Below are 19,558 nucleotides of genomic sequence, written 5' to 3'. Positions count from 1 at the left end.
TTTCAGGTGAATTTTTCCTGCCGCTTCAAAACCTGCGCGTTTACCCCCCCACGGGTCGTCACCCTGGCCGATCAATTTTGCATCCAGAGTCACGGGTTTCGTGACGCCATTCAGGGTCAGATTACCGGTAATATTCAACTTTTCACCGTCTTTTTTCACGTCCGTAGAGGTGAAGGTCGCCTGCGGGAATTTAGTGACGTTCAGAAACTCTGCGCTGCGCAGGTGTTTATCGCGCTCAGCATGATTGGTGTCAACGCTGTTCGTATTAATGGTCACATTGACTTTATCCGCCGCAGGATTTTTCTCGTCAAAGGTGAATGTGCCGTCAAAATCTTTAAAGGTACCGTACAGCCAGCTGTATCCCAGATGCTGAATACGGAAATTGACGAACGCGTGCTGGCCCTCTTTATCAATTTTATAATCCGCCGCCACGGCGGAACCGGTGGTGAATAACAGAGAGCCCAGTGCGATACCCAGCAGGTGTTTTTTCATTTTATACTCCAGAGTCAATTGACGAGCGGCCAAGCATGCGCTTGAGCGTATCGTCTTTATCAATAAAGTGGTGTTTAAGGGCGGCAAGCCCGTGCAGCACGGACAGGATCACCACGCTCCAGGCAAGCCAGAGGTGGACCACCCCCGCCGTGTCGGCCTGAACCCCAGCATCACTGAGCGTTGCTGGCACCTCGAACAGACCAAAAACGCTGATCGGCTTGCCGTCTGCCGTCGAAATGAGATAGCCGCTGATCAGAATGGCGAAGAGCAGCGCATAAAGCGCAATATGCGCGGCGACAGCACTGAAACGGGTCAATTTACTGTGGGTCTTCGGTGCTGCAGGTGGCGGGGAGATATGTCGCCATATCACGCGGAAAATCAGCCCCAGCATCAGCAAAACGCCGATGCTTTTATGCAACTCCGGCGCCTGGTGATACCAGCCGTCGTAATAGCTGAGCGTGACCATCCAGAGTCCAAGTCCGAACATGCCATAGACGGCAATGGCAAATATCCAGTGCAAACTTATGGATATTATTCCGTAGCGCCGGGAGGAGTTACGCAATTGCATCAGAATGTCCATTTTCAAATTAACCGAAACGTAAAAATGAACGGGAAGGCAAGATATTGCAACTGAAATAAGAGTATATGGATTTTTATTTTATTTATTTCAGCAATTTTGAAAAGGAACCGCAAAGGTAATTCAAAGGCTTCGTGCAAGGCGGAATAAGCAGGGGGAAAGAGATTAAATAAACATAAAGTAACGTCAATAAATGTCAGTCAACGCTTTCAATAAAATACAATGTAAATAAAATCAACGATCGCAAGTAGCGCCCAAAGTAAGATATAGAGCATAAAATGTTCGCGAATATTATTGACGAGAAAACTCACGATCCTGCGCATAATGCCCCATGATTCACCGAAAAGAAAACGGGCCCCGAACTGTCCGGAGCCCATAGCGATTATCCGTTAAAACGCGCGAGTGAGAAGGGCGTCAGATCAAACTGAGGCGTGATACCCTGAGCAAATTGCGCGGCGATTTCACCCAGCACGGAAGCGAACTTAAATCCGTGTCCGCTCAGCCCGGTAATGAGCAGGGTGTTGTCATGTCCTGGCAGCGTATCAATGATAAAGTCTTCATCCGGCGTGTTGTCGTAGGTGCAGGCCGCGCCGTAGAGCAGGCCACCCACGCCCGGGAGAATATTGCGCAGGAACGAGAAGGCTTCTGAACCATCCTGCGGACAGGCACCAAACGGTTTACGCTCGTCAGGTGAGGAGATAACTTGCCCCCCGTTGTGTTTTCCAATCTTGAGCGCGTCTTTTTCGGAAGGGAAACCGTAGAACTGATCGCCATTGGGCAATTCGCCAGTGAACGCCGGGAATTTATTCTGGGCACTGTAGCGACCATCCGACTGGAACCACGAAAAGACCTTACGCACGGGCTGGATCGGCAGGTCTGGCAGCAGGCGGGTGACCCAGGTTCCTGCGCTGATAAGCAAACGAGACGCCGAATATTCACCGTCCAGAGTCGTTACCGTCACGCCATCTGCGTTATGCGTGATGGCCTCCACCGGACAGTTAAACAATTGCGCACAGCCCGCTTTGGCGGCAAGGTCGATCCAGGTTTTGATGGCGGTTTCACAGTGCAACACCCCGGAGTTGGCTTCAAAGAGGCCAATATAATCGTCCGGGACGGTAATTTCTGGCCAGCGCGCGGTGATAGCCGGCGCGTCCAGCTTCTCAACCTCCAGATTAAAGGCCTTTGCGCTGCGTTCCACATTAGCCAGAAATTCCGAACGGGCCGGGCCAAGATTGATGACGCCCGTACGTTCGAAAATGCGCTCTTCAGTCTCTTTAGCCAGCGCGTCCCACAGCGTCTGGGCTCGAAGCACCAGCGGAACATAGCGTTCCCCCTCGCCATAGGCATGGCGAATGAGACGCGTGTCGCCGTGGTGGCTACCTTCGCTATGGGGCGGCAGGTGAGAGTCAATCATCAGGACATTGAGTCCTGCCTGTGTCGCGTAATACCCGGCGGCCGATCCTACGGAGCCACTGCCAATAATGATTAGGTCATATCTCATATGCATCTCGTCACGTACGTTTTTTTAGCAGAGTAATTAACAAAGCGGGTGCAAACAAGCGGGAAATAAATAAGGCACCGCGTGGGTGCCTGTTGAAAGAAAAGTGAGCATTCGGTTAGTGCCGTTTATACTCATTTTCCTGATAGTCGCCAGATTCTATTTTTGCAATTCCTGCCTCTAAAATAGAAATAAACTGACGGGCGACGTCTGTCGTAAGCCACAGCGTCTGTCCAACTTCCGCTTCTTCACGGTTCAGCTGATTTGGGGTCTGGTAGTGCAAACGCAGCATCAGTGCATCGTAGCTGTCTACGGTACTGATATCCCAGCCAACGAGTGGGTGGGTCTGGATGACTTCGCTATTCTTTTCCATTATAACCCCCATAATGCGTGTTAGAAGACAACGACTTCGAGGTTCAATGCATGTTTTTCTGAAAGCAACTTCAGTATACAAGTAATAAGGGTTCCTAAGGGAAAAATAAACAGCTAGCAACACATTTTTCTGCTTTTTAGGATTGTTCGAGCAATAAAACACCATCTTGTTCACGATTTTTAAAGAAGTTGCCGAATTATTTTGAACTTTCTGGAATTTCAGGCAAAAAAAAGCCGGGGCGACCCGGCAAAAAACACAATGAGGGAGCAGTGTTAATCTGTGATGAACCAGTCGTCAGCGCTCTCCCACGTTTCCTGCAGGATTTCGCTGATGCGATCTTTATCTTCTTTTGCACCGCCAATGACGGAAAGGTTGTTCGCCGCGGCGTAACGAACAGTGACGGCGCCTGCATTGTCGGGGAAGGTGTTATGAATACGACGGGATAATTCGCCTGCCAGTGCGTCAAGCGCGCCAGCAGGCAGAACGGTAGTTTTGGCTATGGTGACTTCAATACGCATAAATGCCCCCTGTGTAATATACTGTTTATTTATACAGGTATATTGTTCGTTTGACAACAAGGGGCGTTGATTATTTAGCGTTTTACCGTCCAGTTGACGGTTTCGCCTGCCAGGAAGGGGATCAGCGTATCATCCGTCAGGGCAATGGATGCCTCCACCAGGCTCGCTTTGCGCTCCAGTTCAATGAACGTGTCATTGACCGGCAGGCCGTAAAAGCGCGGGCCGTTGAGGGAGCAGAACGCTTCGAAATGTTCCAGCGCGTCCATCTCTTCAAATACCGTTGCATAGCTGGCAAGGGCCGTAGGGGCGTTGAAACAGCCTGCGCAGCCGCAGCTCGCCTCTTTACGATGGCGGGCGTGAGGCGCGGAGTCTGTGCCGAGGAAAGCGCGTGAGAAACCGCTGGCAACCAGTTCGCGCAGCGCCTGCTGGTGAACGTTGCGCTTAAGGATCGGCAGGCAGTACAGGTGAGGGCGTACCCCGCCTACCAGCATGTGGTTACGGTTAAACATCAGATGCTGTGGGGTGATGGTGGCGGCAATCAACTCGTTGCCGTCACGCACATATTCTGCGGCGTCTTTGGTGGTGATATGTTCAAAGACCACTTTAAGCGCAGGCAGGCGCTGACGCAGCGGTTCCATCACGGTCTCGATAAAGCGGGCTTCACGGTCGAAGATATCAATCTCGGCATGCGTGACTTCGCCGTGTACCAGCAACGGCATGCCCAGTTTCTGCATACGTTCCAGCACCGGCATGATGGCATCAATGCTGGTGACGCCGTGGCTGGAGTTGGTGGTGGCATTTGCAGGATAGAGTTTCGCCGCCGTAAAAACGCCTTCGTTAAACCCGCGCTCAACTTCGTCCGGATCGAGAGAATCGGTCAGATAGCAGGTCATCAGCGGGGTGAAATCATGTCCAGCCGGGACGGCATCCAGAATGCGCTGGCGATAGGCAATCGCGGCATCGACGGAGGTGACTGGCGGAACCAGGTTTGGCATGACAATCGCGCGGCCATAAATTTCACTGGTATAAGGCACGACGGTTTTCAGCATATCGCCATCGCGCAGATGGATATGCCAGTCGTCAGGGCGGCGGATTTTAAGAACCTGGGGTTGTGCAGTCATGGAAGCTCCGGCTTGTCAGGAATCAGTCATAAGGATGGCTGTTTTTGCCGGACACAAATCATAAGCGGAAACGTTTTCGTTTGCACACTTTTCCGTAAAAAAAAGGGCGCCGCAGCGCCCTTCAGGTTAATCGGTGAAAGGAATGATGATTTCTCCCGGTTTCACCTCTATCCCTTTTGCGTATTTTTTCGCAAGGGCTTCACCCTTACTTTTGTCTTCGCTTAAGACATACGCCGGTTGTTGATTGAAATAGTTACGCAGCGACTGGTTCAGATAGGGCATCAGGGTTTGCAGAACCGGTGCCATCTTGTCCGGTGAAACCTGCGCATCGACCACTTCCATCTCCTGCAGGAAAATGGCGCCCTTCTCTTTGTTGAAAACAGGAAGTGCCTTCAACTTGAGCTTGATGTTGGCTTTCTGGTTGCCAAAAAGGGAGGTCATATCAAGGCTGGCATCCCCGGCGAGGGTGACTTTATTGGGCTCTTCACGACCAATCTGGCTGGTGAGATTGGTGAGAATAATATGCGCATCGGCAAGGCCTGGCACACCAATGTCTTTAGAGAAATTGTTATGTTTTTCCAGCGCCTGATTAATTTCCTGTTCACTGACGGTGTATTGCGTAAGCTGATTGCAGCCCACCAGCAGGCCGCTAACGATAAATGCGGCGGCAATGACAATTTTCTTCATGGTGTTCCTCAACGAAAAATCGGCGCTTCTGTCCTGTAGCGTCAGTATGTCAGTGTGAAATAGCAGAAACCAGCAGAAAATACTGAGAAGTGAGGCGGGAGAGTTCTCCCGCCAACGAGAAGGATTATGCGCCGGGCTCGAGCATACCGCTCGCGCTTCGCTTCTGGCTGAACTGCCACCAGAGGGCCAGTAACGTCATAAAGCCCACTGCGCCGAGCATCATCCACGGCAGTTCCGGTTGATTCAGCGCTTTACCGGCATCGAACAGCCAGCCGCCGCCGGTGTAGCCTAACGCGCCACCAAAGGCCAGACCGAGTCGGCTGAATCCCATATAGCTGCCGCGGGCACGCGCGTCCGCAAGCGAGGCGCTCAGCGTTTCCCGGGCGGGCTCGGCGATGATGGAGCCGATATAGAAGGTGCAAATCAGCGTAAACAGCTGCTGGAGCGAGCTCACCAGACCGATCGGCATCATGCTCAGCGTCATCAGAAACAGCCCGGCCATCAGGCGATGTTCCAGGCGAAAACGCCGTTCGCTCCAGCGGGCGATGGGGTAGAGCAGCGTCAGTGACAGGCAGGCTTCAATGGCGTACATCCATTTAACGGCAGCAGGCGTGCCCGCAATATCGTTTACCATGATCGGCAGCATCAGCATCACCTGCACGGCCAGCATGTAATACCCGGTCAGGGTCAATACGTAGGTGACAAAACGCTTGTCGCGAAGCACGCGACCTAGCCCTTCGCGCACCGGCGCTTTTACCGTCGACAGTTTCCAGGCGGGAAGATAGAGACCGTTAAACAGCGCGCACAGAATAAAGAGTACCGCCCCGGCCGCACAGACCAGACGGAAATCGTACTGCAGCAGCCAGCTTCCCAGCAATGCGCCAACCACCGCGCCGGCACTGTCCTGCATCATCAGAATGGAGAAGAAACGCCCCCGGTGCTGCGGGCGAATCAGCTTCACCACCAGCGCGGTACGGGGCGGGTCAAACAGCGTGCCGCCGATACCTGAGAGGAAGCAGGAGAACCAGAGCAGCCAGGGCTCGTGGGCAACGGCCATCGTGGCAAAGCCTGCCGCGCGGAGCAGCATACCGGTCACGATCATCGGTTTAGCGCCAAAGCGGTCAGCGATCGCGCCGCCAAAGACGCCCAGACCCTGCTGGACAAACTGACGCAGTCCCAGGGCAATACCGACCATTACCGCCGCCCAGCCCATTTGATCGACAAAGCGGATCGAGATGAGAGGGAATACGACAAAAAAGCCGAGCACGACCAGCATGTTATCGACTAACAGGAAATATTTACCCAGGCTCCTCGCCTGTGATACGCGGGACATTTTCCCTCCAGGGAAAATAAGAAGGTGAGCACGCTAACATTCTGCGGTGTCGCCACGTTTTTTCCCACCCCTGGACGCGACAATATTTTTTTATCAAAAGGGTGCTTTGATAGAGAGTTTTCATTGAAAAAGGTGAAAAGAGGTGAAAATGGTATGTCACTGTTTTCACAGACGGCACGGGCGCAGGTATAGTAAAGCTAATGGGCAAGCTGAAGTGACGGGAAGGAGTGGTATTGATGTTTGGCTATCGCAGTAATGTGCCAAAAGTGCGTCTGACAACGGACCGGCTGGTCGTTCGTCTGGTGCATGAGCGTGATGCCTGGCGTCTGGCGGATTATTACGCCGAGAATCGCCAGTTTTTGAAACCCTGGGAACCCGTTCGGGATGAGAGCCATTGTTACCCCTCCGGCTGGCAGGCGCGCCTCAGCATGATTGCGGAATTTCATAAGCAGGGTAGCGCGTTTTATTTTGCGTTGCTGGATCCAGAAGAGAAAGAAATTATCGGGATCGCTAATTTCTCGAATGTGGTGCGCGGGTCGTTTCACGCCTGTTACCTTGGCTACTCTATCGGTCAGAAATGGCAGGGGCAGGGGCTGATGTACGAGGCGTTAACGGCGGCCATCCGCTATATGCAACGTACGCAACACATTCATCGCATTATGGCGAACTATATGCCGCATAATCAGCGCAGCGGAAATTTACTGGCGCGCTTAGGGTTCGAGAAAGAAGGTTACGCCAAAGACTATTTGTTGATAGACGGCGAGTGGCGTGACCACGTGCTGACGGCGTTAACCACCCGTGACTGGACTGCAGGTCGTTAAGGAGAAAAGATGAAGTATCAGCTAAACGGTACAGAAGCGCGCGTGATTGGGTGCTTACTCGAAAAACAGGTCACCACGCCGGAACAGTATCCGCTTTCTGTTAACGCCGTGACCATGGCCTGTAACCAAAAAACGAACCGTGAGCCGGTGATGAACCTCAGCGAGCATGACGTTCAGGATGTGCTGGATGCGCTGGTAAAACGCCACTATCTGCGCACCGTCAGCGGCTTCGGTAACCGCGTGACCAAATACGAACAGCGTTTCTGTAACTCCGAATTTGGCGATCTGAAGCTGAGCAGCGCCGAAGTGGCGGTCGTTACTACGCTGCTGTTGCGCGGGGCGCAGACGCCGGGGGAGCTGCGCACGCGTGCTTCCCGTATGCATGAGTTTAGCGACATGCAGGAAGTTGAGCAGACGCTGGAGGGGCTGGCCGCACGTGAAGATGGCCCGTACGTTGTCCGTCTGGCCCGCGAGCCGGGTAAACGTGAAAGCCGCTATATGCATCTCTTCTGCGGTGACGTTGATATTTCAGTTACGTCTCCTGTAACCGATATAACAACTGGCGATGACGATTTGGTTGCCCGTGTGGAGGCTCTGGAAGGTGAGGTTGCCGGGTTGAAACAACGTCTGGATGCATTACTGGCACATTTGGGAGACTGACGGTGAAAAAATTACGCATTGGCGTCGTGGGGCTGGGCGGAATAGCGCAAAAAGCCTGGCTACCGGTTTTAGGGGCTGCGACCGACTGGACGCTGCAAGGCGCATGGTCTCCTGGCCGTGAAAAAGCAGAGCGTATCTGCTCAACCTGGCGCATTCCGTATGCCGCCTCGCTGCAGGATCTGGCCCGCGAGTGTGACGCCGTCTTTGTGCATACCTCCACGGCCACCCACTATCAGGTGGTAAGCGAGCTGCTCAATGCGGGCGTCCACGTCTGCGTGGATAAACCGCTGGCGGAAAACGTGCAGGACGCCGAACGCCTGATTGATCTGGCGGCGCGTAAAAACCTGACCCTGATGGTGGGGTTTAACCGCCGCTTTGCGCCGCTTTACCAGCAGCTGAAAGCGCAGTCCGGCAATATGGCTTCGCTGCGTATGGATAAGCATCGTACCGACAGCGTAGGACCGAACGATCTGCGTTTTACCCTTCTTGATGATTATCTTCACGTGGTGGATACCGCGCTGTGGCTGAGCAACGGTAATGCACAGCTGAAAAGCGGCACCCTGGTCACTAACGAACGGGGGGAGATGGTGTACGCGGAACACCATTTTGCCGTTGAGCATCTTCAGATTACCACCAGTATGCACCGTCGTGCGGGCAGCCAGCGTGAGTTCGTTCAGGCCGTCACCGACGGTGCGCTGTATGACATTACCGATATGCGCGAGTGGCGCGAAGAGAAGGGCAATGGCGTTGTTACGCCTCCTGCACCCGGCTGGCAAAGTACGCTTGAGCAGCGTGGTTTCGCAGGATGTGCCCGTCACTTCATCACCTGTGTGCAAAATCAGACGGTTCCTGAAACGTCCGGCGAGCAGGCCATTCTGGCGCAGCGCATTGTGGAAAGGCTCTGGCGCGATGCCATGAGTGAATAATTCGCTGTAACATCTGCCGATAGTAATTCGATGAAATCCGGTTAGACTAAGCGCCGCTTGTTGGCTTTGCCGGGTGGCGCTTACGCTAACCCGGCCTACAAATCCGTATGGTTCTGGAAATTCACGTTAATGAACTTATTAAAATCGCTGGCGGCAGTCAGCTCGATGACCATGTTTTCTCGCGTGCTGGGCTTTGCACGTGACGCGATTGTGGCAAGGGTTTTTGGTGCAGGAATGGCGACGGACGCCTTTTTCGTCGCGTTCAAATTGCCAAATCTGTTGCGTCGTATTTTTGCGGAAGGGGCATTTTCGCAGGCATTTGTGCCTATTCTCGCGGAATATAAAAGCAAGCAGGGCGAGGATGCGACCCGCGTCTTTGTCTCTTACGTTTCGGGACTACTGACCCTGGCGCTGGCCGTGGTGACCGTTATCGGGATGCTGGCCGCGCCGTGGGTGATTCTGGTGACCGCCCCCGGTTTTGCCGATACGGCTGATAAATTTGCACTGACCTCGCAGCTGCTGCGCATTACCTTCCCCTATATTCTGCTGATCTCGCTGGCCTCGCTGGTGGGGGCGATACTGAACACCTGGAACCGTTTCTCCGTTCCGGCGTTTGCGCCGACGTTCCTTAACGTCAGCATGATCGGTTTTGCCCTGTTCGCCGCGCCGCATTTCAACCCACCGGTACTGGCGCTGGCCTGGGCGGTAACCGTGGGCGGCGTGCTGCAGCTGGCGTATCAGCTGCCGCACCTGAAGAAAATCGGCATGCTGGTGCTGCCGCGCATTAATCTCAAAGATGCCGGCGCGATGCGCGTGATTAAGCAGATGGGGCCCGCCATTCTTGGCGTCTCCGTCAGCCAGATCTCGCTTATCATCAACACCATCTTTGCCTCTTTCCTGGTGTCGGGCTCTGTGTCGTGGATGTACTACGCGGACCGTCTGATGGAGTTTCCATCCGGTGTGCTGGGCGTGGCGCTGGGGACCATCCTGCTGCCGTCGCTGTCAAAAAGCTTTGCCAGCGGCAACCATGATGAATACTGCCGCCTGATGGACTGGGGGTTACGTCTCTGCTTCCTGCTGGCATTGCCAAGTGCGGTGGCGCTGGGGATTCTGGCCAAGCCGCTGACGGTGTCCCTGTTCCAGTACGGTAAATTTACTGCCTTTGACGCCGCGATGACCCAGCGGGCGCTGATTGCCTACTCCGTCGGCTTGATGGGGCTGATTGTCGTCAAGGTGCTGGCACCGGGGTTCTACTCGCGTCAGGACATTAAAACGCCGGTGAAAATTGCCATTGTGACGCTGATTATGACGCAGCTGATGAACCTGGCGTTTATCGGCCCGCTGAAGCATGCCGGTCTGTCGCTGTCTATTGGTCTGGCGGCCTGTCTGAATGCCGGGCTGTTGTACTGGCAACTGCGCAAGCAGGATATCTTTACGCCGCAGCCGGGCTGGGCGAGCTTCCTTGTGCGGTTGATTATTGCAGTACTGGTGATGTCTGCGGCATTACTCGGGATGATGCATGTTATGCCAGAGTGGTCCCAGGGCACGATGCCTTATCGTCTGATGCGGCTGATGGCCGTGGTGGGCGTCGGGGTGGTAGCTTACTTTGCCACGCTCGCCGTACTGGGCTTCAAAGTGAAAGAGTTTGCCCGCCGTACGGCATAAACGCCAAAAGGGGAGTTCACCTTAGGGTGCTCCCCACTTCATGATTTGCCGCATATGCGTCAAATCGAAATCTTTTTCACACCCGCAATGCGCGCCGTCGCTGTCTGACCATCCGCACCGTACAGTCCGGTTTCTTTATGCGGCTTCAACACTTCAAGCGCCTGCTGATTACGCTCTATCTGGCCTTCAAGCAGCCAGCCGTTATGCTGGTTGAGGTCGCGCAGGTGCTGGGTTTTTTCCGTTATGGTCTGCCAGCGCTCAACAATATCGTCATTGGCGCTGCGCTTAGGATCCTGCTCAGCGCGTCGTTGCTGCTCCAGATAATCCAGCGTCGCCAGAAGCGAACTCTTATCCTCAGTAATCCGCTGCAGCGCACTGCCGTTGATGTTACCGGAAGAGAGGTGCTGCTGTTCAGCGTCCATTACCGTTTTCAGGTCGTTCAGGACAACCGTCATGTGATCCAGTATTTCTGACAGTCGACTCATACGGTTAGTTACTCTGTAAGAAACTCTGTGCTTCCTGAATCAGGGCGTCAGCGATTTTGCTGGTGTCCATTTTCAGCTCGCCGTTACGAATTGCCGTTTTCAGCGCTTCCACACGTTCCATATTGATATCGTTGCTGCCGGGCTGCATCAGTTTTGCCTGGGCATCGCTCAGCGTCACGCTGGTGCTGTTAGACGTTGACGGTTTTTCCAGACGCGTTTTCTGAGGGGTAGCGTCATTCGTTTCGCGAGGCTGTACAGCGCTTACCGGCTTCAGGGCTGATGTACGATCAATGCTCATAGTGTTGTCCTCATCGAGGGTTCGCGGCGTTTGCGCCTGACATCATCATTAGTTGAATATTTATCGGCACGCGCCGCGAAATCTTTAAAAAGATTATAGGTTAATCAGAATATTCCCATCAGAATCGACGGTTCCGCTCACCACCTGGCCTGAGGACATTCTGACGCGGGCGTTTTGCGCGACCGCGGCATTGTTTAACGCTTTCCCTTCACTGTTGATGCTAAAGCCGTCTCCGTTGGCCACAACCATCACCTGCTGTCCCGCTTTGACACGCCATGCCTGGCGCAGCATTGAAAGCTGAATCGGCTGGCCTGGCGCAACATCGCGCAGGCTGACGGCATCCTGTGCCTGGTTCATTTCCAGCATTGTCCGTGGCGGGAGCTGATCCAGGCGCCCGCGCTTCAACGTCACGCTGTTTGCCTGCAGCAGGCTGCCACGCGCAATAGGCACGGCGGCAACAACATAATTGCCCGTCGCCTGAACGGCAACCTGTAAATAGCGTTTTTCGTTGGCGCAGCGAGCCAGCACGTTCACATTGCCCCACAGCTTCGTGGTTCCCGTGACGCTGAATGACGGTTGCTCACAGGTGGGGTACAGATTCGGGGGCGTACGTACGGTAACGGTAACGTCATCGCTAAAGCCTGCCAGCTTTTCCGCAAAGAAAGCCGTTAACTGATCCTGTAAACCTTCAGCCTGCACCAGAGGGCTAAACAGCAAGAAAGCCGCCACCAGACCACGTTTTAACGTTTGCATCGCAAGTTCCACCGTTTCCAGAGTTGACTGAATTCTACCTGCAGTGGTTTTGCATCAACGGAATAAATAGCGACGCATTTTGCGCTTATTCCGTCGATAGGGGAGACCGGGTGAGATTTAAGCTGTGAACTGAAATTTTGCCATCAGCGGAGGAGACATGCTCGATAAACTCGACGCCGCGTTACGTTTTCAGCAGGAAGCGCTCAATTTACGCGCCCAGCGGCAGGAGATTTTAGCCGCCAACATCGCTAACGCCGATACGCCCGGGTATCAGGCGCGCGATATTGATTTTTCCAGTGAACTCAAAAAGGTGATGGAGCGTGGACGTGCCGAAGGAACGGGTGTTGCACTTGCCATGACATCCTCTCGCCATATTCCTGCTCAGGCGATGACCGCGCCAGCGACCGATTTACTTTATCGCATCCCCGACCAGCCATCACTCGACGGTAACACCGTGGATATGGACCGGGAGCGTACGCAGTTCGCCGATAACAGCCTGAAATACCAGATGGGCCTGACCCTACTCGGCGGACAAATCAAAGGCATGATGAACGTCCTGCAGGGGGGCAACTGATAAATGGCCTTGCTGAACATTTTTGATATCGCCGGTTCGGCGTTAACCGCTCAGTCCAAACGTCTGAACGTGGCGGCCAGTAACCTGGCGAACGCCGACAGCGTGACCGGACCTGACGGACAGCCTTACCGTGCCAAACAGGTCGTCTTTCAGGTCGATGCGGCGCCCGGTGCGGCGACGGGCGGCGTGAAGGTGTCTGACGTGGTAGAGAGCCAGGCGCCGGACAAGCTGGTGTATGAGCCCGGTAACCCGCTTGCGGACGCTAACGGATACGTGAAGATGCCAAACGTGGATGTGGTAGGTGAGATGGTGAACTCCATGTCGGCCTCTCGTAGCTACCAGGCGAACGTCGAAGTGCTTAATACCGTGAAGAGCATGATGCTCAAAACACTCACTCTCGGCCAGTAAAGGAGACACGCATGTCCATCGCCGTCAATGTGAATGATCCCACGAACACGGGTGTTAATAACACCCAAAGTTCGACAAGCTCCAGCTCCCTGACGGGAAGTAACGCCTCCGATTTGCAGAGCAGCTTTCTGACGCTGCTGGTGGCTCAGTTGAAGAACCAGGATCCCACGAACCCAATGCAGAACAACGAACTGACGACGCAGCTTGCGCAGATCAGTACCGTGAGCGGCATTGAGAAACTTAACACGACCCTGGGTTCCGTCTCCGGCCAGATTAACAGCAGCCAGTCTCTGCAGGCGGCCAGCCTGATTGGTCACGGGGTAATGATCCCGGGCACCACTATTCTTGCCGGCACCAGCACCACAGACGGTACCTCGACCACGACGACGACCCCGTTTGGCGTTGAATTGCAGCAGGCCGCTGACAAAGTGACTGCGACGATCACCGACTCGACCGGCGCTGTGGTTCGCACCATCGACATTGGTGAGCTGAAGGCGGGCGTTCATACCTTTACCTGGGATGGCAGCCTGGCGGACGGCACCAAAGCACCAAATGGCTCCTACAAAGTCGCGATTAGCGCCAGCAACGGGACAACCCAGCTGGTGGCACAGCCGCTGCAGTTCGCGCTGGTTCAGGGCGTGATTAGAGGGGGCGACGGCAACAAACTGGATTTGGGTACCTCAGGTACCACCACACTCGACGAAGTTCGGCAGATTATCTAAGCCTTAACACTTATCAGGAGTAAGTCATGGCCTTTTCTCAAGCGGTCAGCGGCCTGAATGCTGCGGCCACCAACCTGGATGTCATTGGCAACAACATCGCCAACTCCGCGACCTATGGTTTTAAATCCGGTTCTGCTTCCTTTGCAGACATGTTTGCCGGTTCCAAAGTGGGTCTGGGCGTCAAAGTTGCGGGTATCACTCAGGACTTTACTGACGGCACCACCACCAATACCGGGCGCGGCCTGGACGTTGCCATCAGCCAGAACGGTTTCTTCCGTATGGTCGATGCAAACGGCTCGGTGTTCTACAGCCGTAACGGCCAGTTTAAGCTGGACGAGAACCGTAACCTGGTGAACATGCAGGGGATGCAATTAACCGGTTATCCGGTTGCCGGCACGCCATCAACGGTTCAGACCGGTGCGAATCCACAGGCGATTAATATCCCGACCACGCTGATGGCCGCGAAGTCCACCTCCACGGCTTCCCAGCAGATTAACCTCAATTCCACCGACACCGCACCGACCACCGCCTTTGATCCGGCTAACCCGGATACCTACAACAAAAAAGGCACGGTAACCGTCTTTGATAGCCAGGGTAATGCGCACAACATGAACCTGTTTTACGTCAAAGATGCGACTCCGGCCAACTCCTGGAAAGTGTATGCCCAGGACGGTAGCGTGGCAGGCAGCACGGCGGCACTGGCCACCACGCTGACCTTCGATAATAACGGGACGTTGACCGGTGGTGGAAACATCAACCTGACGACCGGGACCATCCCGGGTGCGACCCCTGCGACCTTCGCCATGAGTTTTGCTAACTCTATGCAGCAGAACACCGGCGCAAACAATATCGTGGCGACCAGCCAGAACGGCTTCAAGCCGGGCGATCTGGTGAGCTATCAGATCAACGATGACGGTACCGTGGTGGGGAACTATTCCAACGAACAGACTCAGGTGCTGGGTCAGATCGTGCTGGCAAACTTCGCCAACAACGAAGGCCTGAAGTCTGAAGGCGATAACGTCTGGTCGGCTACCCAGTCCTCCGGCGTGGCGCTGCTGGGTACAGCGGGAAGCGGTAACTTCGGTACGCTGACCAACGGTGCGCTGGAAGCCTCAAACGTCGATCTGAGTAAAGAGCTGGTGAACATGATTGTCGCGCAACGTAACTATCAGTCGAACGCGCAGACCATCAAGACCCAGGATCAGATCCTCAACACGCTGGTTAACCTGCGTTAAGCGGCTAACAGGAAAGCGCAATGGATCACGCAATATATACTGCGATGGGCGCGGCAAGTCAGACGCTCAACCAGCAGGCCGTTACTGCCAGCAACCTGGCAAACGCCTCGACGCCGGGCTTTCGCGCGCAGCTGAATGCGTTGCGCGCGGTGCCGGTAGAAGGTCTTTCCCTGCCGACCCGTACGCTGGTCGCAGCCTCTACCCCTGGCGCAGATATGACGCCAGGGCAGATGGATTACACCTCACGCCCGCTGGACGTTGCGCTGCAGCAGGACGGCTGGCTGGCGGTGCAGACCGCTGATGGCAGCGAAGGCTATACCCGTAACGGGAATATCCAGGTTAGTGCAACCGGCCAGTTGACGATTCAGGGTCATCCGGTGATGGGGGAAGCGGGTCCGCTGACGGTGCCTGAAGGCTCTGAGTTGACCATCGCGGCTGACGGTACCATCTCCGCGTTGAACCCGGGCGATCCGGCCAATACCGTTGCCCCTGTCGGACGACTGAAACTGGTAAAAGCGGAAGGCAAAGAGGTGCAGCGTGGTGACGACGGGATGTTCCGTCTGACCCAGGCTGCTCAGGCTACCCGTGGTGCTACGTTACAGGCCGATCCGAGCATCCGCGTGATGTCCGGCGTTCTGGAAGGCAGTAACGTCAAGCCGGTAGCCGCCATGAGCGACATGATCGCCAGCGCCCGTCGTTTCGAAATGCAGATGAAAATTATCAGCAGCGTGGATGAAAACGCGGGCAAGGCTAACCAACTTCTGTCTATGAGTTAACAGGACTCTTTATGATCAGTTCTTTATGGATCGCGAAAACTGGCCTGGACGCGCAGCAAACCAACATGGATGTGATTGCCAACAACCTGGCAAACGTCAGCACCAATGGTTTCAAGCGTCAGCGCGCCGTTTTCGAAGATTTGCTTTATCAAACCATCCGTCAGCCGGGCGCGCAGTCTTCTGAACAGACGACGTTGCCGTCAGGTCTGCAGATCGGTACCGGTGTTCGCCCGGTGGCCACCGAGCGTCTGCACAGCCAGGGCAACCTGTCTCAGACCAACAACAGTAAAGACGTGGCAATCAAAGGTCAGGGCTTCTTCCAGGTGCAGTTGCCTGACGGTACTTCTGCCTATACCCGTGACGGCTCGTTCCAGGTCGATCAGAACGGCCAGCTGGTGACGGCGGGCGGTTTCCAGGTTCAACCTGCGATCACCATTCCGGCGAACGCCCTGAGCATTACTATCGGCCGCGACGGTGTGGTCAGCGTGACCCAGCAGGGCCAGGCTGCGCCGGTCCAGGTCGGACAGCTCAACCTGACCACCTTCATGAACGATACCGGTCTGGAAAGCATTGGTGAGAACCTCTACACCGAAACGCAATCCTCCGGTACGCCAAATGAAAGCACGCCTGGCCTGAACGGTGCGGGTTTGCTGTATCAGGGGTATGTAGAAACCTCCAACGTGAACGTGGCGGAAGAGCTGGTGAATATGATCCAGGTTCAGCGCGCGTATGAAATTAACAGTAAAGCAGTCTCGACGACCGATCAGATGCTGCAAAAACTGACGCAACTCTAAGGTGTTGCCCGGTGCGGTAAACGCCGCACCGGCTCCCTGTTTTCGAAGATGAAGGCAATGCAAAAAAACGCGGCGTTTCGTTATCCGATACTGACTGTCCTGGCCGTCACCCTCAGCGGGTGTGCCTGGATCCCGTCTAAACCATTAGTCCAGGGTGCGACGACTGCCCAACCCGTTCCTGGCCCTGCGCCAGTGGTAAACGGCTCTATTTTCCAGACCGCGCAGCCGATTAATTACGGTTATCAGCCGCTGTTTGAAGATCGCCGCCCGCGTAACGTCGGCGATACATTGACCATTGTTCTGCAGGAAAACGTCAGCGCGAGCAAGAGCTCGTCGGCGAATGCCAGCCGCGATGGCAAAACCAATTTTGGCTTTGACACCGTACCGCGTTATCTGCAAGGACTCTTCGGCAATGCGCGAGCGGACGTTGAGGCTTCCGGCGGCAATACCTTTAACGGTAAAGGTGGCGCGAACGCCAGCAATACCTTTAGCGGTACGCTGACGGTCACGGTTGACCAGGTGCTGGTTAACGGCAACTTACACGTTGTGGGTGAAAAACAGATCGCCATTAACCAGGGCACTGAATTCATTCGCTTCTCGGGCGTGGTGAATCCACGCACCATCAGCGGCACCAACACCGTTCCGTCCACTCAGGTGGCGGATGCGCGCATTGAGTACGTCGGTAACGGCTACATTAATGAAGCGCAAAATATGGGTTGGCTGCAGCGCTTCTTCCTTAATTTATCGCCGATGTAAGCGAGGTGACCCATGTTTAAATCGATCTTCGCCGTGGCGCTGGTTCTGGTGGCTACCTTTGCCCAGGCTGACCGTATTCGCGATCTCACCAGCGTTCAGGGCGTACGCGAGAACTCGCTGATTGGCTATGGCCTGGTGGTGGGGCTGGACGGTACGGGTGACCAGACAACCCAGACGCCATTCACGACGCAGAGCCTGAACAACATGCTTTCCCAGCTCGGTATTACCGTTCCGGCGGGAACCAACATGCAGCTGAAAAACGTGGCTGCGGTCATGGTCACGGCCTCTTACCCGGCGTTTGCACGCCAGGGGCAGACCATTGATGTGGTGGTCTCCTCTATGGGGAACGCCAAAAGCCTGCGCGGCGGTACGCTGCTGATGACGCCGCTGAAAGGCGTCGACAGCCAGGTCTATGCCCTGGCGCAGGGTAACATTCTGGTCGGCGGTGCGGGGGCCTCAGCTGGCGGTAGCAGCGTGCAGGTGAACCAGCTGAACGGCGGACGCATTACCAACGGCGCGATCATTGAGCGTGAACTGCCGACCCAGTTCGGCGCCGGGAATACCATCAACCTGCAGCTGAACAACGAAGATTTCACCATGGCGCAGCAGATCGCCGACACCATCAACCGCAGCCGCGGCTATGGCAGTGCGACGGCGCTGGATGCCCGTACCGTGCAGATCCGTACCTCCACAGGCAGCAGCAACCAGGTGCGCATGCTGGCCGATATCCAGAATATGGAAGTGAACGTCCCTGTTCAGGATGCCAAAGTGATCATCAACTCCCGTACGGGCTCCGTGGTGATGAACCGGGAAGTCTCGCTGGATAGCTGCGCCGTGGCGCAGGGTAACCTCTCCGTGACGGTTAACCGTTCTGCCAACGTCAGCCAGCCGGATACCCCATTTGGTGGCGGCCAGACGGTGGTGACGCCACAAACGCAGATTGATTTACGTCAGAGCGGTGGTTCTCTGCAGAGCGTACGTTCCAGCGCCAACCTGAACAGCGTCGTGCGTGCTCTGAATGCGCTGGGTGCCACGCCGATGGATCTGATGTCCATTCTGCAGTCCATGCAAAGTGCAGGCTGTCTGCGCGCCAAACTGGAAATCATCTGATGCTGACCGATAGCAAACTGTTGACCAGTGCCGCCTGGGATACCCAGTCGCTCAACGAACTGAAAACCAAAGCAGGTAAAGACCCGGCGGCGAATATCCGCCCGGTCGCCCGCCAGGTGGAAGGGATGTTTGTACAGATGATGCTGAAAAGCATGCGTGAAACCCTGCCGAAAGACGGGATGTTCAGCAGCGATTCAACGCGTCTTTACACCAGCATGTATGACCAGCAGATTGCGCAGGAGATGACCGCCGGTAAAGGCCTCGGTCTGGCTGACATGATAGTCAAACAGACCGAAGCCGCGCAGGGGATTCAGCCGAAAGATGAGCCGCAGCAGGTACCGATGAAGTTTGACCTGCAAACGGTGACCAGCTATCAGAACCAGGCCCTGACGCAAATGGTGCGTAAAGCGATACCGAAGGCGACGGTGAGCAGCGACGAGCCGCTCTCCGGTGACAGCAAAGACTTTCTGGCGCAGCTTTCGCTGCCGGCCCGTCTTGCCAGTGAGCAGAGCGGTGTGCCACACCATCTGATTCTGGCTCAGGCCGCGCTGGAATCCGGGTGGGGACAGCGCCAGATCCGTAAGGAAAACGGCGACCCGAGCTTTAACATCTTCGGTGTGAAGGCCACCTCCAGCTGGAAGGGACCGACAACGGAGATCACCACCACCGAATACGAGAACGGTGCGGCGGTGAAGGTGAAAGCGAAATTCCGTGTTTACAGCTCCTATCTGGAAGCATTGTCCGACTATGTCGGTCTGCTGAGCCGAAATCCACGTTATACCGCCGTTACGCAGGCGGCGACGGCGGAGCAGGGCGCTCAGGCTTTGCAAAACGCAGGCTACGCGACCGACCCGAACTACGCTCGTAAGCTTACCAGCATGATCCAGCAGCTGAAATCCATGGGCGAGAAGGTCAGTAAAGCCTATAGCACAGATATTGAAAATCTGTTCTGAAAGTTCTCAAGTCCCGGTGGAGG

The 19,558-nt window shown here is 55.2% G+C and carries 25 protein-coding genes; 13 read left to right on the top strand and 12 right to left on the bottom strand.

All coding sequences use genetic code 11. From position 1 onward, the window contains the following. The 9 genes from L977_RS20105 to mdtH all read right to left on the bottom strand — a co-directional run. Window positions 1–492, bottom strand: a 492-nt coding sequence (locus L977_RS20105; protein ID WP_047626786.1) for a YceI family protein, incomplete at its 3' end; no start/stop codon positions are given. Window position 493: 1 nt separating this feature from the next. Beyond that, on the bottom strand, window positions 494–1,060 hold the full coding sequence (locus L977_RS20100; RefSeq protein WP_045135501.1) for a cytochrome b: 567 nt from the start codon (window positions 1,058–1,060) through the stop codon (window positions 494–496). A 218-nt stretch (window positions 1,061–1,278) separates the two neighbouring features. Further along, window positions 1,279–1,392: a YceO family protein gene (locus L977_RS23365; protein ID WP_014883349.1), complete on the bottom strand. Its 114-nt coding sequence runs from the start codon at window positions 1,390–1,392 to the stop codon at window positions 1,279–1,281. 59 nt (window positions 1,393–1,451) lie between these two features. Then, complete coding sequence (solA, locus tag L977_RS20095) at window positions 1,452–2,570, bottom strand: N-methyl-L-tryptophan oxidase (protein WP_014883350.1); 1,119 nt, start codon at window positions 2,568–2,570, stop codon at window positions 1,452–1,454. A 115-nt stretch (window positions 2,571–2,685) separates the two neighbouring features. Beyond that, window positions 2,686–2,940, bottom strand: a complete 255-nt coding sequence (gene bssS, locus L977_RS20090; protein ID WP_008500827.1) for a biofilm formation regulator BssS — start codon at window positions 2,938–2,940, stop codon at window positions 2,686–2,688. A gap of 272 nt (window positions 2,941–3,212) precedes the next feature. Continuing rightward, window positions 3,213–3,458, bottom strand: a complete 246-nt coding sequence (gene dinI / locus L977_RS20085; protein WP_014883351.1) for a DNA damage-inducible protein I — start codon at window positions 3,456–3,458, stop codon at window positions 3,213–3,215. 74 nt (window positions 3,459–3,532) lie between these two features. Further along, the gene (gene pyrC / locus L977_RS20080; RefSeq protein ID WP_047626783.1) at window positions 3,533–4,579 is read right to left on the bottom strand and encodes a dihydroorotase; all 1,047 of its coding nucleotides are present in this window, start codon (window positions 4,577–4,579) and stop codon (window positions 3,533–3,535) included. Between the two features lie 126 nt (window positions 4,580–4,705). Continuing rightward, a complete protein-coding gene (locus L977_RS20075) occupies window positions 4,706–5,266 on the bottom strand; it encodes a lipoprotein (RefSeq protein WP_014883353.1) in 561 nt (186 codons plus the stop codon). A gap of 124 nt (window positions 5,267–5,390) precedes the next feature. Then, on the bottom strand, window positions 5,391–6,599 hold the full coding sequence (mdtH, locus tag L977_RS20070) for a multidrug efflux MFS transporter MdtH (protein ID WP_014883354.1): 1,209 nt from the start codon (window positions 6,597–6,599) through the stop codon (window positions 5,391–5,393). 236 nt (window positions 6,600–6,835) lie between these two features. Between mdtH and rimJ the strand changes: the two genes are divergently transcribed. From rimJ to murJ, 4 genes are all read left to right on the top strand, one after another. Further along, window positions 6,836–7,420 carry a ribosomal protein S5-alanine N-acetyltransferase gene (rimJ, locus tag L977_RS20065; protein WP_014883355.1) on the top strand — a complete coding sequence of 195 codons (585 nt, stop codon included), beginning with the start codon at window positions 6,836–6,838 and terminating at the stop codon, window positions 7,418–7,420. Between the two features lie 9 nt (window positions 7,421–7,429). Next, entirely contained in the window at window positions 7,430–8,080 is a 651-nt protein-coding gene (locus tag L977_RS20060) for a YceH family protein (RefSeq protein ID WP_047626780.1), read from the top strand. A gap of 2 nt (window positions 8,081–8,082) precedes the next feature. Then, on the top strand, window positions 8,083–9,006 hold the full coding sequence (locus L977_RS20055) for a Gfo/Idh/MocA family protein (protein WP_047626778.1): 924 nt from the start codon (window positions 8,083–8,085) through the stop codon (window positions 9,004–9,006). A 129-nt stretch (window positions 9,007–9,135) separates the two neighbouring features. Beyond that, window positions 9,136–10,671, top strand: a complete 1,536-nt coding sequence (gene murJ, locus L977_RS20050; protein WP_045269404.1) for a murein biosynthesis integral membrane protein MurJ — start codon at window positions 9,136–9,138, stop codon at window positions 10,669–10,671. Between the two features lie 59 nt (window positions 10,672–10,730). On the opposite strand, the gene flgN is transcribed toward murJ, so the two are convergent. The 3 genes from flgN to flgA all read right to left on the bottom strand — a co-directional run bounded on the left by flgN (window position 10,731) and on the right by flgA (window position 12,207). Then, window positions 10,731–11,156, bottom strand: a complete 426-nt coding sequence (gene flgN / locus L977_RS20045; RefSeq protein WP_014883359.1) for a flagella biosynthesis chaperone FlgN — start codon at window positions 11,154–11,156, stop codon at window positions 10,731–10,733. Window positions 11,157–11,160: 4 nt separating this feature from the next. Further along, on the bottom strand, window positions 11,161–11,454 hold the full coding sequence (gene flgM, locus L977_RS20040; RefSeq protein WP_014883360.1) for a flagellar biosynthesis anti-sigma factor FlgM: 294 nt from the start codon (window positions 11,452–11,454) through the stop codon (window positions 11,161–11,163). Window positions 11,455–11,547: 93 nt separating this feature from the next. Further along, on the bottom strand, window positions 11,548–12,207 hold the full coding sequence (gene flgA, locus L977_RS20035; protein ID WP_014883361.1) for a flagellar basal body P-ring formation chaperone FlgA: 660 nt from the start codon (window positions 12,205–12,207) through the stop codon (window positions 11,548–11,550). A 157-nt stretch (window positions 12,208–12,364) separates the two neighbouring features. On the opposite strand from flgA, the gene flgB reads away from it, so the two are divergent. From flgB to flgJ, 9 genes are read left to right on the top strand one after another with little or no spacing between them, the layout of a single operon-like run. Then, window positions 12,365–12,781, top strand: a complete 417-nt coding sequence (gene flgB / locus L977_RS20030) for a flagellar basal body rod protein FlgB (RefSeq protein WP_047626774.1) — start codon at window positions 12,365–12,367, stop codon at window positions 12,779–12,781. 3 nt (window positions 12,782–12,784) lie between these two features. Next, entirely contained in the window at window positions 12,785–13,189 is a 405-nt protein-coding gene (gene flgC / locus L977_RS20025) for a flagellar basal body rod protein FlgC (protein WP_013097138.1), read from the top strand. An 11-nt stretch (window positions 13,190–13,200) separates the two neighbouring features. Next, window positions 13,201–13,911 carry a flagellar hook assembly protein FlgD gene (gene flgD, locus L977_RS20020; RefSeq protein WP_014883363.1) on the top strand — a complete coding sequence of 237 codons (711 nt, stop codon included), beginning with the start codon at window positions 13,201–13,203 and terminating at the stop codon, window positions 13,909–13,911. A gap of 26 nt (window positions 13,912–13,937) precedes the next feature. Then, window positions 13,938–15,146, top strand: coding sequence for a flagellar hook protein FlgE (flgE, locus tag L977_RS20015; protein WP_014883364.1), 1,209 nt, complete (start codon window positions 13,938–13,940; stop codon window positions 15,144–15,146). A 20-nt stretch (window positions 15,147–15,166) separates the two neighbouring features. Then, complete coding sequence (locus L977_RS20010) at window positions 15,167–15,922, top strand: flagellar basal body rod protein FlgF (RefSeq protein ID WP_014883365.1); 756 nt, start codon at window positions 15,167–15,169, stop codon at window positions 15,920–15,922. A gap of 11 nt (window positions 15,923–15,933) precedes the next feature. After that, entirely contained in the window at window positions 15,934–16,716 is a 783-nt protein-coding gene (gene flgG / locus L977_RS20005) for a flagellar basal-body rod protein FlgG (protein ID WP_008500810.1), read from the top strand. Window positions 16,717–16,773: 57 nt separating this feature from the next. Then, complete coding sequence (gene flgH, locus L977_RS20000; RefSeq protein ID WP_003857987.1) at window positions 16,774–17,472, top strand: flagellar basal body L-ring protein FlgH; 699 nt, start codon at window positions 16,774–16,776, stop codon at window positions 17,470–17,472. Between the two features lie 12 nt (window positions 17,473–17,484). Next, the gene (locus L977_RS19995) at window positions 17,485–18,582 is read left to right on the top strand and encodes a flagellar basal body P-ring protein FlgI (protein ID WP_014883366.1); all 1,098 of its coding nucleotides are present in this window, start codon (window positions 17,485–17,487) and stop codon (window positions 18,580–18,582) included. Continuing rightward, window positions 18,582–19,535, top strand: a complete 954-nt coding sequence (gene flgJ / locus L977_RS19990) for a flagellar assembly peptidoglycan hydrolase FlgJ (RefSeq protein WP_047626771.1) — start codon at window positions 18,582–18,584, stop codon at window positions 19,533–19,535. The genes L977_RS19995 and flgJ overlap by 1 nt, the downstream gene beginning before the upstream one ends. Window positions 19,536–19,558 lie beyond the last annotated feature (23 nt).

It is taken from the genome of Enterobacter sp. ZOR0014 (genome assembly GCF_000798855.1).
Classification (GTDB): domain Bacteria; phylum Pseudomonadota; class Gammaproteobacteria; order Enterobacterales; family Enterobacteriaceae; genus Enterobacter; species Enterobacter kobei.
This window is presented reverse-complemented; position numbering and strand designations above follow the sequence as displayed.